Source organism: Sphingomonas flavida (assembly GCF_036663655.1).
Classification (GTDB): Bacteria; Pseudomonadota; Alphaproteobacteria; order Sphingomonadales; family Sphingomonadaceae; genus Sphingomonas.
In genome coordinates this window covers 44,250-57,454 of the sequence record NZ_JAXOJH010000013.1, presented here as the reverse complement: position 1 = coordinate 57,454, position 13,205 = coordinate 44,250, and the positions used below count along the sequence as shown (strand labels likewise).

At 66.5% G+C, this 13,205-nt stretch carries 12 protein-coding genes and 1 other RNA gene; 8 read left to right on the top strand and 5 right to left on the bottom strand.

Translation table 11 applies throughout. The features are described 5' to 3' along the window. Positions 1–40: 40 nt before the first annotated feature. Both U1703_RS14325 and U1703_RS14320 read right to left on the bottom strand, forming a co-directional pair. The gene (locus U1703_RS14325) at positions 41–2,434 is read right to left on the bottom strand and encodes a TonB-dependent receptor (RefSeq protein ID WP_332786211.1); all 2,394 of its coding nucleotides are present in this window, start codon (positions 2,432–2,434) and stop codon (positions 41–43) included. Between the two features lie 209 nt (positions 2,435–2,643). After that, a complete protein-coding gene (locus tag U1703_RS14320) occupies positions 2,644–4,902 on the bottom strand; it encodes an NADP-dependent malic enzyme (RefSeq protein ID WP_332786210.1) in 2,259 nt (752 codons plus the stop codon). Between the two features lie 132 nt (positions 4,903–5,034). Between U1703_RS14320 and U1703_RS14315 the strand changes: the two genes are divergently transcribed. From U1703_RS14315 to mutS, 3 genes are read left to right on the top strand one after another with little or no spacing between them, the layout of a single operon-like run. Then, positions 5,035–5,214, top strand: a complete 180-nt coding sequence (locus U1703_RS14315; RefSeq protein WP_332786209.1) for an antitoxin — start codon at positions 5,035–5,037, stop codon at positions 5,212–5,214. Next, positions 5,154–5,477, top strand: coding sequence for a type II toxin-antitoxin system RelE/ParE family toxin (locus U1703_RS14310; RefSeq protein WP_332786208.1), 324 nt, complete (start codon positions 5,154–5,156; stop codon positions 5,475–5,477). The genes U1703_RS14315 and U1703_RS14310 overlap by 61 nt, the downstream gene beginning before the upstream one ends. Positions 5,478–5,504: 27 nt before the next feature. After that, complete coding sequence (gene mutS, locus U1703_RS14305) at positions 5,505–8,075, top strand: DNA mismatch repair protein MutS (protein WP_332786262.1); 2,571 nt, start codon at positions 5,505–5,507, stop codon at positions 8,073–8,075. Positions 8,076–8,330: 255 nt separating this feature from the next. Here the strand turns inward: mutS and ssrA are convergent. Continuing rightward, positions 8,331–8,680: a transfer-messenger RNA gene (gene ssrA, locus U1703_RS14300) on the bottom strand. A 37-nt stretch (positions 8,681–8,717) separates the two neighbouring features. Here ssrA and U1703_RS14295 point away from each other — a divergent pair. Beyond that, positions 8,718–9,149: an RrF2 family transcriptional regulator gene (locus U1703_RS14295; RefSeq protein ID WP_332786207.1), complete on the top strand. Its 432-nt coding sequence runs from the start codon at positions 8,718–8,720 to the stop codon at positions 9,147–9,149. Positions 9,150–9,319: 170 nt separating this feature from the next. Here U1703_RS14295 and mscL read toward each other — a convergent pair whose 3' ends face one another. After that, positions 9,320–9,772, bottom strand: coding sequence for a large conductance mechanosensitive channel protein MscL (gene mscL, locus U1703_RS14290; protein WP_320453225.1), 453 nt, complete (start codon positions 9,770–9,772; stop codon positions 9,320–9,322). A gap of 108 nt (positions 9,773–9,880) precedes the next feature. Between mscL and U1703_RS14285 the strand changes: the two genes are divergently transcribed. The 4 genes from U1703_RS14285 to U1703_RS14270 are packed head-to-tail and all read left to right on the top strand — an operon-like array spanning position 9,881 to position 12,569. Beyond that, a complete protein-coding gene (locus U1703_RS14285; RefSeq protein WP_332786206.1) occupies positions 9,881–10,474 on the top strand; it encodes a LemA family protein in 594 nt (197 codons plus the stop codon). Positions 10,475–10,484: 10 nt separating this feature from the next. After that, on the top strand, positions 10,485–11,372 hold the full coding sequence (locus U1703_RS14280) for a TPM domain-containing protein (protein WP_332786205.1): 888 nt from the start codon (positions 10,485–10,487) through the stop codon (positions 11,370–11,372). A gap of 4 nt (positions 11,373–11,376) precedes the next feature. Then, positions 11,377–12,039, top strand: coding sequence for a TPM domain-containing protein (locus U1703_RS14275; RefSeq protein ID WP_332786204.1), 663 nt, complete (start codon positions 11,377–11,379; stop codon positions 12,037–12,039). Next, entirely contained in the window at positions 12,036–12,569 is a 534-nt protein-coding gene (locus tag U1703_RS14270) for an NUDIX hydrolase (RefSeq protein WP_332786203.1), read from the top strand. Before U1703_RS14275 ends, U1703_RS14270 begins: the two co-directional genes overlap by 4 nt. A 345-nt stretch (positions 12,570–12,914) precedes the next feature. Here the strand turns inward: U1703_RS14270 and U1703_RS14265 are convergent, their stop codons facing one another. Further along, entirely contained in the window at positions 12,915–13,196 is a 282-nt protein-coding gene (locus tag U1703_RS14265; protein ID WP_320453220.1) for an ETC complex I subunit, read from the bottom strand. Positions 13,197–13,205 lie beyond the last annotated feature (9 nt).

Here is a 13,205-nt window from a genome sequence, read left to right as displayed (position 1 = left end):
CTGCCTGCGGGAGGGGAGCGTCATACGGACAGGTTGAGGCTTAGAATCCCTTCTTCAGCGTCACGAACCACTGGCGCGGGGCGCCCGCCAGCAGCGTCTGGTTGTCGCCGCTGGCGGTGAAGCCGTTGGTGCCGATGGTCGAGATATAGCGCTTGTCGGTCAGGTTGGTCACGCTACCCTCGATCGTGAAGCCACCCCATTCCGCCGGAAAACGATAACCGATGCTGGCATCGACCAGCACGCGCCCGTCGACCGACTGGTCGTTCAGATAGGTGAAGTAGCGCTTCGACATATAGTCCGCGCCGACCCGACCGAAGAACCGGCTGTCGTCATAGACCAGCTCGCCCTTGACCATGTTCTGCGGCGTGTCGACCACGTACCGCCCCTTCTCGGCCAGCAGGTTGCCCGAACCGTCGCGCACCGTCTGCTGATAGGTGGCATGGTTGTAGGAATAGCTGGCCAGCGCCGAGAAGGCGGAGGTCAGGCGATAGAAGGCGGATAGCTCCGCGCCATAGCTTTCCACGCCGCCGACATTGTTCAGCGTCGGCGGAATGCCCTGGATCGCGGTGCCGACCGAATAGGTCAGCAGGCGGTCGGAGAAGTCGATATAGTAACCGACCGCCGACAGCTGCAGCCCGCCGGTGCGGACGCGGACGCCGCCCTCGGCCGTCTTCGACTTTTCAGGCCGCACGGTGCCCGCGACGGCGTTGAACGCAGCCTGGCTGATCGAGAAGGGCGGCGCGGTCGCGGCGGCGATGAAGGCGCGCATATTCTCGGTATAGCTGGCGAAGACCTCGGCCTGGTTGCCCAGGTGCAGCACCGCGCCGACCTGCGGCAGGAACCAGTCCTCGCTCTTGATCCGCCCGCGCGCCAGCGTGCCCGCCAGCAGATTGGCCTGGTTGCGCACCCGCACCCCCTTCCAGCCGCCGTTCAGCGTCAGCTGGCCGATGTCGAGCGTGTCGCCGACCGAATATTGCAGCGTCTCGGTATCATACTTCCCGTTCCAGGTCGTCGACATCGGGTTCTTCTGGAAATCCAGCGCATTGCGGTTCGGCGTCGCGGTGTCGGTCATGCCATAGAGGCGACGCGCCTGGTGCAGCGTATTGCTCTCATACCAGCCGGTCAGCTCCAGCTTGTTCGCCCCCGTCGTCAGCGCCAGCTTGGCGATCGTGCCGGCCCGGTCGAGGCTGTATTCGGTGGTGCGGAAGGACAGCGGCGCAGGGTTGGTGATCGGCGTGCCGTCGGCATTGGGCGCGCCCGCCACGGTCGGGCTGTACGGCGTGATCCACGACCCCTGGCCCTTGTTATGGTGGTAATAGCTGGTCGAGGTCAGCGACAGCGCCTCGGTCAGCTTGGCGGCAAAGGTCACGCCGCCCAGATAGTCGCGGCGCAGGCCCGCTGCGTCATAATAGCCGTCGTCCAGGGTGATGCCGTTCGGCAGGCCGTTGGCGACACCGGCATAAGGCGCGGTGAAGCCGGTCAGCGAGCCGTTGTTCGCGCGCGCATAGGCCGCCGCCGCCGCACCGTTCGTCGCCTGCTTGGCATACAGGATCGCCAGTGGGTAATTGTTCGAGATATTGTCGTTGAAATAGCCGCGACGCTTGATGATATCGAGGCTCAGGTCCTGATAGTCGTTCTCGCGACGGTCGGAGAAGTTCAGGAAGCCGGTGATCGAACCCCGGTCACCAAAGTCCTTGACCAGCTTGGCATTGGCCTGATGCTGACGCTGGCTGCCATAGCCCTTCCACTTGTCGGTGGTCAGATAGGCATAGCTCAGATAACCCTTCAGCCCGCCGCCCAGGTCGCCGCTGTCGGCACGGACGAAGGCGCGGATCGTGTCGTTGCTGCCATAGGTGCCCGACGCGGCCAGCGCGGCCGTGTCGGACGGCGCGCGGCTGGTGAATTCGATCGTGCCGCCCAGATTGCTGGTCGAGGCGGTGCCGAGCGCGCCCGCGCCCTGCGCCACGCTGGTCGTGGCGATATTTTCCGAGATGATTGCCCGGCTGATATGCAGGCCGTTGGTCGGGCCATAGCTCATATCGCCCAGCGGCACGCCGTCCAGCGTGAAGCCCAGCCGGTTCTGGTCGAACCCGCGAAGCGAGATCTTGGTCGACCATTCATAGGCACCGAACGGGTCGGCCGACTGGAAATTGACGCCGGGCAGCTTCGAGATCGCCTTGAGCGGCGAGGTGCCGGGGGTCAGGCGGCTCAGATCGGCGGCGGTCACGGTCTGGACCTGACGGCTCTGGCCGAAGCCGAGCACGACGACATCGCCCGAGGCCCCCGCCTGGTCGTCGGCCGCCGTGGTCGGGTCGGCGGCGACCGGGTCGGCGGTGCCGGTGACGGCGGCCTGCGCGGGCAGGGTCTGCGCGGCGACGCTCGGGGCCATCAGCGCGATCGGCGCGGCCGTCACCAGAAACTTCAGCATGTTCATTTCGCCCCCAATGGCTTTGTTACCCTAATGGGCAAGGCGCATGGGGCCGGGTCATGACGCGCCCGCGACAAGGCCGTGACTGGTTTGTGACGGAGGCGGAATGTGCTTTGGGGGTGACAGCTTCAATCCTCCCCGTGCCGGGGAGGATTGAAAAAGGGGCCGGGCAACTTGCGCTGCCCAGCCCCCTTTCCTGACCCTTTAGGCGAAAATCAGCGCGCGATGCCGCCCGCCGCCAGCACCGCCAGCGTGACCAGATCGCCCGCGGTCGAAGTCATCGGTGCGATCTGCACCGGCTTTTCCATGCCGATCAGCATCGGGCCGATCATGCTGTCGCCGCCCAGTTCGCGCAGCAGCTTGGCCGAGATGTTCGCCGACTGGAGGCCCGGCATGATCAGGACGTTGGCCGGTCCCGACAGGCGCGAGAACGGGAAGTTCGCCATCTGCTTCGGGTTCAGCGCGACGTCCGGGGCCATGTCGCCTTCATATTCGAAACCGACCTGCCGCTTGTCGAGCGCCAGCACGCCGTCGCGGACATTGTCGATCCACTGGCCCTCGGGGTTGCCGAAGGTCGAATAGGACAGGAACGCCACGCGCGGCTCATGCCCCATGCGGCGGGCGACGGCGGCGGTGCGCTCGGCGATATCGGCCAGTTCCTCGCCCGAGGGGCGCTCGTTGACCGTGGTGTCGGCGATGAAGACCGTGTGGCTCTGCCCGACGAGCAGGTGGATGCCGAACGGCACCTTGCCGTCGACCGGGTCGATCACCCGGCGAATCTCGCGGAAGCTCTGCGCATAGGTGCGGGTGATGCCGGTGATCATGGCATCGGCCTGGCCCAGCTGCAGCATGACCGAGCCGAAGATGTTGCGATCCTGGTTGATCATCCGCTCGGCATCGCGGCGCAGATAGCCGCGACGCTGGAGCCGCTCATAGAGGAAGTCGACCATTTGCGGCACCATCTCGGAGGTGCGGCTGTTGTGGACTTCATATTCATGCGGGTTGGTGACGCCCAGCGCCTTCAGGCGGTCATAGACGTCGTCGCGACCGACCAGCACCGGGGTGCCGTAACCGCCTTCCTTAAAGGCGATGGCGGCGCGCAGCACGACTTCCTCTTCGCCCTCGGCGAACAGCACGCGCTTGGGATGCGCGCGCGCGCCTTCATAAGCGAGCGTCAGGACCGAGGTCGTCGGGTTCAGACGCGCGCGCAGCTTCTGGCGATAGGCGTCCATGTCCAGGATCGGCCGCGTCGCCACGCCCGAATCCATCGCCGCCTTGGCCACCGCCGAGGGGACCAGTTCCATCAGGCGCGGATCGAACGGCGCGGGGATGATATATTCCGGGCCGAAGCTGTGCTGCGTCCCGTACGCCAGCGCCACTTCCTCGGGCACGCGCTGGCGCGCCAGTTCGGCGATCGCGTTGGCGGCGGCGATCTTCATCTCGTCATTGATGCCGGTCGCGCGCACGTCGAGCGCACCGCGGAAGATGAAGGGGAAGCCGATGACGTTGTTGACCTGGTTCGGATAGTCCGAACGGCCGGTCGCGACGATCGCGTCGGGGCGCGCGGCCTTGGCGAGCTCGGGGCGGATTTCCGGTTCCGGGTTGGCCATCGCGAAGATGATCGGCGAGGGGGCCATGTCCTTGACCATCTCGGGCTTCAGCGCGCCCGCCGCCGACAGGCCCAGGAACACGTCCGCCCCCGACAGCGCCTCGGTCAGGGTGCGGCGGTCGGTGGCGGCGGCATGCGCCGACTGCCACTGGTTGATGTCGTCGCGGCCCTGATAGATGACGCCGGTGCGGTCGCACATGATGACATTGTCATGGCGCACGCCCATCGCCTTCATCAGCTCGGTGCAGGCGATCGCCGCCGCGCCCGCGCCGTTGACGACGACCTTGATCTCGTCCAGCCGCCGCTTGGTCAGCAGGCAGGCGTTGATCAGACCCGCCGCGCAGATGATCGCGGTGCCGTGCTGGTCGTCGTGAAAGACCGGGATGTTCATCCGTTCGCGCAGCGTCTGCTCGATGATGAAGCATTCGGGGGCCTTGATGTCCTCCAGGTTGATGCCGCCGAAGCTCGGCTCCATCAGTTCGATCGCGTCGATGATCCGGTCGACATCCTCGGTCTTCAGCTCAATGTCGATCGAATCGACGTCGGCGAAGCGCTTGAAGAGGACGGCCTTGCCCTCCATCACCGGCTTGGACGCCAGCGCGCCCAGATTGCCGAGGCCGAGAATGGCAGTGCCGTTCGAGATGACGGCGACCAGATTGCCCTTGGCGGTATAGTCATAGGCGCAGGCCGGATCCTCGGCGATGGCCAGCACCGGCACCGCGACGCCGGGCGAATAGGCCAGCGCCAGGTCGCGCTGCGTCGCCATCGGCTTGGACGCGATGATCTCGATCTTGCCGGGCCGCCCCTCGGAGTGGAACAGCAGGGCTTCGCGCTCGGAGAACTGGTCGGTGGGTTCGTCGGACATGCGCGCGGCCTTCGATGCTGTTGGTACAAGGACGCTACGGCTCTTGAAGCTTTCGGGCACGGCTGACAACCCTGTCACGCAGCCCTTTTGCCGCCCTAGGCAAGCCAAGCCATCAGCCTTATAACTTGATCTATGGAACATGAGCCCGGCATTTTCGAGCAGCGCGACGAGGCGGCCGAACTGGCCGCCGATGAACGCGCGCGGGCCGATTTCAAGGCAGGCCGTTTCGTGAGCCACGACAAGATGGCCACATGGCTGAAGACCTGGGGCACGCCCGATCGCAAGCCCTTGCCCCTCGAATGGCTGAAGTAAGCTGGTCGATTCAGGCCTCGCTCCAACTCGCCGCGATCGTCGATGACATCGAGCAGTTCGACCCCGACGCCGCCCGGCGCTTGGGTGAAAGGCTGATCGAGGTCGCCGAATCCCTGCAACGCTTCCCGGATCGCGGCAGACCCATCTCCCATGGTCGCCGCGAGATGGTGACGGTTCGCCCCTATATCCTGCGCTACGAACATGACGGCCAAACCGTCCTGATCCTCGGCATCCGCCACGCCGCCCAACTTTCCGACGATTGAAGAAGCCCCATGACCACCCCCACCCCTATGATGGCGCAGTATCTGGCGCTGAAGGCCGAGGCCGAGGATTGCCTGCTCTTCTATCGCATGGGCGACTTCTTCGAGCTGTTCTTCGACGATGCGCGGATCGCGTCGGGCGTCCTCGACATCGCCCTGACCTCGCGCGGGGAGCATGAGGGCGAGAAGATCCCGATGTGCGGCGTGCCGGTCCATGCCGCGACCGCCTATCTGCAACGGCTGATCAAGGCCGGGCACCGCGTCGCCATCGCTGAACAGACCGAGACGCCGGCCGAGGCCAAGGCGCGCGGTGGATCCAAGGCGCTGGTCGCGCGCGGCATCGTGCGCGTCGTGACGGCGGGCACGCTGACCGAGGAAGCGCTGCTCGACGCCAAGTGCGACAATTGGTGCGTCGCGATCGGCGAGGCGGGCGGCGCGGTGGCGCTGGCGGCGGCCGATATCTCGACCGGGCGCTTCGTGGTGATCGACGTGAAGGCCGATGCGCTGGGGGCCGAGCTCGCCCGCTTGGCCGCCGCCGAAGTGGTCGCGGCGGAGAATGCGACCCATGTCGACGCCGCCACCACGCTGCGCCCCTCCGGGACCTTCGACAGCGGGCAAGGCGAGGATCGGCTGAAGCGACTTTACGGTGTCGCGACGCTGGACGGCTTCGGCCAGTTCAGCCGCGCCGGGCTGTCGGCGGCGGGGGGCCTGGTCGCCTATCTCGACCATACCGCCAAGGGCGCCCTGCCCTTCCTCCGCCCGCCGGTCCTCATGCAGGCGGCAGGCGTGATGGCGATCGATGCGGCGACGCGCGAAAGCCTGGAGCTGACCCAGACCGCCAATGGCCAGCGCAAGGGCTCGTTGCTCGACGCGGTGGACCGGACCGTGACCGGCGCGGGCGCACGCGCCCTCGCCGGGGATATCGGCGCGCCGCTGATGGACCGCGATGCGATCGAGGCGCGGCTCGACCTGGTGCAGCATTTCCATGACGACGCCGCGCTGCGCGAACGCCTGCGTGCGGCGTTGCGGGCGCTCCCCGATATCGGACGTGCCATCGGACGGATCGCGGCGGGGCGCGGGTCCCCCCGCGATCTGGGTCAGTTGCGCGACGGGCTCGACGGGGCCTGGGCACTGTCCGAACAACTGTCCGACGGGCCGCCGCTGCTTCGTGAAACCACGCCCCGGTTGCGCGGGCATGGCGAGTTGATCGACCTGCTCCGCCGCGCGCTCGTCCCCTCGCCGCCGATCGAAGCGAGCGAGGGCGGCTATATCGCGGCGGGTTATGACGTGGCGCTCGACGATCTGCGCGATGCCGGTGCCGGAGGCCGCCGCGCCATCGCCGCGCTGGAGGCCGAGTTCCGGCACAAGACCGGTATCACCGCGCTCAAGATCCGCCATAACGGCGTGCTCGGCTATCATGTCGAGGTGCCCGCGCGCTCGGCGGATGCGCTGATGAAGCCTGACTCGGGATTCACCCATCGCCAGACGCTGGCGGGCGTCGTCCGCTTCAACACGCCCGAACTGCACGAGGTCGCGAGCAAGGTGGCGCAGGCGGGAGCCCATGCGCTCGCCGCCGAGAGCGCGCATCTGGAGGAACTGACCGCCGCCGCCCTCGCCTCGCGCGAAGGGATCGCCGCGACGGCGGATGCGCTCGCCCGGCTGGACGTGGCGAGCGGCCTTGCGGAACGTGCGGTCGAGGGTGGCTGGGTCCGGCCCGAGCTGGTCGACCATGCCTGTTTCGAGGTCACCGGCGGCCGCCATCCGGTGGTGGAAGCCGCCGTGGCCCGCTCGGGCGAGCGGTTCGTCGCCAATGACTGTTCGTTGTCTGAGGCCTCGCGGCTCTGGCTGGTGACGGGGCCGAACATGGGCGGCAAGTCCACCTTCCTGCGCCAGAACGCGCTGATCGCGGTGCTGGCGCAAGCGGGCTCCTATGTGCCCGCGACCCATGCGAAGATCGGGTTGGTCGATCGGCTGTTCAGCCGGGTCGGCGCGTCGGACAATCTCGCGCGCGGCCGTTCGACCTTCATGGTCGAGATGGTGGAGACCGCCGCGATCCTGGCGCAGGCGACGCCGCGCAGCTTCGTGATCCTAGACGAAGTCGGGCGCGGCACCTCGACCTATGACGGCCTGGCCATCGCCTGGGCGGTGGTCGAGGCGATCCATGAGGATAATCGCTGCCGCTGCCTGTTCGCGACTCACTATCACGAACTGACCCGGCTGGCCGAGCGGTGCGAGGCGCTGTCGCTCCACCATGTCCGCGCGCGCGAATGGAAGGGCGAACTGGTCCTGCTGCACGAGGTGTCGGAGGGTCCGGCGGATCGGTCCTATGGTCTCGCGGTGGCGCGGCTGGCGGGGATGCCGCCGGTGACGGTGGCGCGGGCCAAGGCGGTGCTTGCCAAGCTGGAGGCGGGGCGGGCCAAGACCGGTGGGCTGGCGGCGGGTCTGGGCGACCTGCCCCTCTTCGCCGCCGCCGCGCAGATCGAAGAAGAGCAGTGCGACGCGATCCGCGCGGAGGTGGAAAAGCTGGATGTCGATGCACTGTCGCCGCGCGAGGCGCTGGATGCGCTCTACAGGCTGAAGGCGTTGGCGCGGGAGGGGTAATTGCGCCCTCGTGGACCCCGGCGAAGGCCGGGGCCCAGATTCCACGCAGCCGAAGGCGCGCTGTGATCGTGAGGGAAAGGCAATCGGTATCCCGCCTTCGATCACTCACCGCAACTGGGCCCCGGCCTTCGCCGGGGTCAAAGAAGAGAGGATGAAACAGATTTCTCCACCGCTGCTCAACCAGCGCGAACGCCCTACACTGGTCACAAAAATGGAAAGTGGGGAGCTTCTGTTGCCCGGTGCTCCCCGTACCGCTGGATACCCCTTCTGTTGCCCGGTGGGGACCGACCGCGCTATCTTGGTGTAATCTCAGGCCGTGAGGCCCTCAATTACGCCGCAATCGCGAGTGCTTCGTTATCGTTGGCACTTGTGTTTATGGGCCGTTGCGGTGGTCCCATTCCGAACGAAAACAGCGCTTTTCAACACACGTCGATCCTGGTTCGGCCCCGTCAGAAACGGTGTCCAAGTACACCACCTTTTATGGTGGAGCCGCCGGGTACTGCCCCCGGGTCCGCTGCGTCTATTACTCGCCGCAGTTTATCGTCATAGCCGGGTGAAACCCGGCACGGACGGATATAGGTAGCCCTGCGGCTTTACGCAAATGCCTTTCGCTCGCCCCATTTTGGGTTCATGGGAGACCCCATGTTGACCCAACGGTCCCGTTATGCGCTGCGCGCGATGCTGTTCCTGGCAGAGATGCCCCCTGCCGGCCCGCCGACCTCGATGACGCGCATCGCGGCCGAGGCGAACGTCCCGCGCAAGTTCCTGGAGCTGATTCTCGCCGACCTGAAAGGTGCGCAACTGCTCGACAGCCAGCGCGGCAAGATGGGCGGATACCGCCTGGCGCGGCCTGCGCACCTGATTTCGCTGGGCGACATCATCCGCACGATCGAGGGGCCGCTGGCGCTCGTCCCCTGCGTCAGCCGTACCGCCTATCGGCCGTGCAACGACTGCAAGAGCGAGGCCGACTGCGCCATCCGCCACGCGATGATGCGCGTGCGCGACGAAACCGCGCGAGTCCTCGACGGTACCAGCCTGGCCGACGCCACCGCCAAGAAACTGGCGGCGGCCTAAATTCCTCACCCAACGCCGCGCCACCCCGGCGAAGGCCCGGGGTCCAGCTGCAGCGAATTCGCAAAGCCGGGAAAAACTTGCCTCCCACGCAACGTCGTGGCGCACCACGATCCTGGCGGCAACTGGGCCCCGGCCTGCGCCGGGGAACACCCATATTGTGGTCGGCTAGCTCACCCCCGACGCGCGCGCAGTTCGTCGCGAATCTCGCGCAGCAGCGCGACATCGGCGGGTTCGGCCTTCGGCTCGGCAGCGGCGGCGGCCTTTTCCTTCTCGAACAGCGTCGTCGCGCGGCTGACCGTGCGGACGAGCATGAAGATGATGAAGGCGACGATCACGAAATTGACCGCCTGGGTCACGAACGCCCCATATCCCAGCAGCGGCACCCCCGCCTTCTTCAATGCGGCATAGTCGCTCAGCGACCCCGTATAACTGGCTGGCACCGGCCCCATGCGCAGGAAATAGCTGGAGAAATCCAGCCCGCCGAAAATCTTGCCGATCACCGGCATCAGCACGTCGTCGGTCAGCGAGGTCACGATCTTGCTGAACGCCGCCCCGATGATCACTGCGACCGCCAGGTCCAGTACGTTGCCCCGCGCGATGAAGCCGCGGAATTCCTTCAGCATCGCCAATTCCCTCAATTCGATGAACATAAAGGCTATCGTCGCTTTTGCCCTTCGCCAAGCGCCTCACGCGTCTTATATAGCCGATACAGTTGACGGAGGAATATTCGAATGCGTCGTCCCGTTCTTGCCCTGACCCCGGTCGTGATGGCCATCGCCCTGTCCGGCTGCGGCATGAACAGCGTGCCCACCGCGGAGGAAAATGCGAAGGCGAAATGGGCCGATGTCCAGGCCGCCTATCAGCGCCGCGCCAGCCTGATCCCCAATCTCGAAGCGACCGTGAAGGGCGCCGCCGCCTCGGAAAAGTCGATCCTGACCGACGTGGTCAATGCCCGTGCCAAGGCGACCTCGGTGCAGGTCAGCGCCGATGACATTTCCGACCCCGCCAAGATGCAGCAGTTCGCGGCGGCGCAGGGCCAGCTCAGCGGCTCGCTCGGCCGGTTGCTCGCCAATGTCGAGGCGTATCCAAACCTGAAGAGCCAGGACAATTTCCAGACCTTCATGAGCCAGCTCGAGGGCACCGAGAACCGCATCAACATCGCGATCGGCGACTATAACAAGGCGGTGCAGGACTATAACACCCGCATCCGCACCTTCCCCGACGCGATCGGCGCCAAGGTGTTCTACGGTGCCAAGCCGATTACCCCCTATCAGGCGACCACGCCGGGGGCCGAGAACGCGCCCAAGGTGAATTTCGGCAGCTGATCGCGCACACATGACCCGGTTGCTTCGTCCGCTCGTCGGGCTCTGGCTGATCCTCTGCGCCGTCCCCGTGATGGCGCAGACCTTTCCCAAGTTCGACGGGCTGGTCGTCGATGCGGCGAACAAGATCGACCCCGCGACCAAGGCGCAGCTCGAACAGAAGCTGGAGGCGCTGCAAAAGGATACCGGCCGCCAGCTGGTCGTCGCGACCATCCCGGACCTGCAAGGCTATCCGATCGAGGATTATGGCTATCGGCTGGGCCGGGCCTGGGGCGTGGGCCTGAAGGATGCGGACAATGGCGCGATCCTGTTCGTCGCACCCAATGAGGGCAAGGGCCAGCGCGGCCCCCGGCTGGAGGTCGGTCGCGGGCTGGAGCCGATCCTGACCGACGCCTGGTCGTCGCAGATGATCCGCACCCTGATGATCCCGCGCCTGCGCGAATCAAGCGACATATCGGGTGCGCTGGATGCGGGCGCGGACGCGGTGATCGCGCAGCTTCGCGCCTCGCCCGAGGAAGCCAAGGCCAAGGTGGCGGAGGCGACCAGGCAGTTCGACCAGCAGCATCGGCGCGGTGGCAGCGACTCCAACGGCTTTCCGATCCTGATCGTCCTGGTCATCTTCGTCGGCGGCTTCGTCGTGCTGTCGATCCTGCGTCGCCGGCAGGGCCAGCGTTTCCACGATGACGATGACGACGACCGTGGCGGCGGCGGGCGGCGTGGCGGTGGCGGCTGGCCGATCATTCTCTGGGGTCCCGGCTGGGGCAGCGGTGGATCGGGCGGCGGCTGGGGCTCGGGCGGCGGATCGTCGGGCGGCGGCAGCGACGGATCATGGGGCGGCGGCGGCTTTACCGGCGGGGGCGGCGGTGATTTCGGCGGCGGCGGCGCATCGGGGGATTGGTGAGATGTTGAGCGACACCGATAGCGATCTGGTCACCGCCGCCGTCGCGCGCGCCGAGGCGACGACCGATGCCGAGATCGTCACCATCGTGGCACCTCGCTCGGACGAGTATCGTGACGTTGCGTTGTGGTTCGCCGCGCCCGCCATGCTGCTGGTGCCGTTGTTCGCGGCGCTGTTCCCCGATCTGGGACTGAAGCTGCTCGCGCTGGTCCATGACGCCTGGAGCGCGCCGGGCGAGGACCTGATCCTGGGCGCGGTGATGATCGCGCAGATCTTGGTCTTCGCGCTGGTCGTGGCGCTGCTGGGCCCGGTGAAGCGTCGCATCGCGCTGGTACCCAGGAGCATCCGCCATGCCCGCGTCCGGGCGCGCGCGGTCCTGTTGTTCCGCGTGTCGGCCGAGCGGCGGACCGACAGCCGCTACGGCGTGCTGCTCTACCTCTCCGAGGACGAGCATATGGCCGAGATCGTCGCCGACTCCGGCCTGACCGGCAAGACAGGCCCCGAGACCTGGGGCCGGGCGATGGCGGTGATGCTGCCGCATGTCGCCAAGGGAAATATCGGCGAGGGGATGAGCGTGGCGGTCGAGCGCATCGGGCTTGTACTCGCCGAGCATTTCCCCAAGACGGCGGCTGACACCAACGAACTCCCGGACAGACCGATCTCGCTATGACCGACCCCCGTATGGACGCGCCCCTCGAAACCCTGGCCGAGGGCCGGTTTCTTGCGCTGCGCAAGCGCGGCACCTGGGAATATGCCGACCGACCGCGCGACATTCGCGCCGCCGTCATCCTCGCGATCGAGGACGGGCATATCCTGCTGGTCGAGCAGTTCCGTATCCCGCTGGGCGCGCCGTGCCTGGAAATGCCCGCCGGACTGATCGGTGACGAGACCGAGGGCGAGGCGGTGCTGGACGGTGCCGCGCGCGAGTTGGAGGAGGAAACCGGCTATCGCCCGTCGCGGATCGAGGCGCTGGGCGAGTTCTGCTCCTCGCCCGGCATGACGTCGGAGCGATTCACGCTGGTCCGCGCGAGCGGGCTGGTGAAGGTCGGCAACGGTGGTGGTGATTCGGACGAGCAGATCGTCGTTCACCGGGTCGAGCTTTCGGAGGTATCGGCCTTCATCGCCCAGCGTCGCGCGGCCGGTGTGGCGATCGACGCCAAGATGCTGTTGCTGCTGGGCGGCGGCATCCTGGGTCTTTGAGTTCGCCGGAGAGAAGAAGGCTGGTTCGCGCAGAGGCGCAGAGGACGCGGAAGGGCTCACTCGCGGCAGCGGAGTTCCTCATTTGGCGCGCGATGACATGAGGTGAATGCGAGGAAAGCCCCTCCCCTTCAGGGAAGGGGTGGATCAAGCTGACGCCATCGCGCTCTAACGATCGATGATGACGGGGTGACGGTGCCGCTGGATACGACACCTCTGCGCCCTCCGCGCCTCTGCGCGAAATTCATTCTGGATTCTTGGCGCACTCGCGGCTTCGCACGAGCGAAGAAACCGAACCCCGGCCTTCGCCGGGGTGGTCAAAACATTGCGGTCAGCGCCAAGCTTTCCTCAGCGGAAATTGTCGGCGTAGCTTTGCAGCTTCAGCGTCTTCTGCGGCGTCGGCACGACATGGTGGTCGAGCCCTTCGCGCTGGCAATAGGCGATCGCCTCTTCCAGCGTCGCAAAGGTCAGGCGGACCTGTTCCTGCGTGTCGCCGCTACCGGCCCAGCCGGTCAGGGGATCGGGCTGTTTCGCCTCGGTCGGTTCGAATTCGAGTTGCCAGCGATCGGTCCGGTACTTGCCGGATTGCATCGCGTTCTTGGGGCGCTGGAAGATGCGAGCAGTGGCCATAATCTCGTC

What these genes read in the sequence shown, in the direction of transcription:
- U1703_RS14325 (WP_332786211.1), bottom strand. Translation starts at nt 2,434, where the DNA reads ATGAACATGCTGAAGTTTCTGGTGACGGCCGCGCCGATCGCGCTGATG.
- U1703_RS14320 (WP_332786210.1), bottom strand. Translation starts at nt 4,902, where the DNA reads ATGTCCGACGAACCCACCGACCAGTTCTCCGAGCGCGAAGCCCTGCTG.
- U1703_RS14315 (WP_332786209.1), top strand. Translation starts at nt 5,035, where the DNA reads ATGGAACATGAGCCCGGCATTTTCGAGCAGCGCGACGAGGCGGCCGAA.
- U1703_RS14310 (WP_332786208.1), top strand. Translation starts at nt 5,154, where the DNA reads ATGGCTGAAGACCTGGGGCACGCCCGATCGCAAGCCCTTGCCCCTCGA.
- mutS (WP_332786262.1), top strand. Translation starts at nt 5,505, where the DNA reads ATGATGGCGCAGTATCTGGCGCTGAAGGCCGAGGCCGAGGATTGCCTG.
- U1703_RS14295 (WP_332786207.1), top strand. Translation starts at nt 8,718, where the DNA reads ATGTTGACCCAACGGTCCCGTTATGCGCTGCGCGCGATGCTGTTCCTG.
- mscL (WP_320453225.1), bottom strand. Translation starts at nt 9,772, where the DNA reads ATGCTGAAGGAATTCCGCGGCTTCATCGCGCGGGGCAACGTACTGGAC.
- U1703_RS14285 (WP_332786206.1), top strand. Translation starts at nt 9,881, where the DNA reads ATGCGTCGTCCCGTTCTTGCCCTGACCCCGGTCGTGATGGCCATCGCC.
- U1703_RS14280 (WP_332786205.1), top strand. Translation starts at nt 10,485, where the DNA reads ATGACCCGGTTGCTTCGTCCGCTCGTCGGGCTCTGGCTGATCCTCTGC.
- U1703_RS14270 (WP_332786203.1), top strand. Translation starts at nt 12,036, where the DNA reads ATGACCGACCCCCGTATGGACGCGCCCCTCGAAACCCTGGCCGAGGGC.
- U1703_RS14265 (WP_320453220.1), bottom strand. Translation starts at nt 13,196, where the DNA reads ATGGCCACTGCTCGCATCTTCCAGCGCCCCAAGAACGCGATGCAATCC.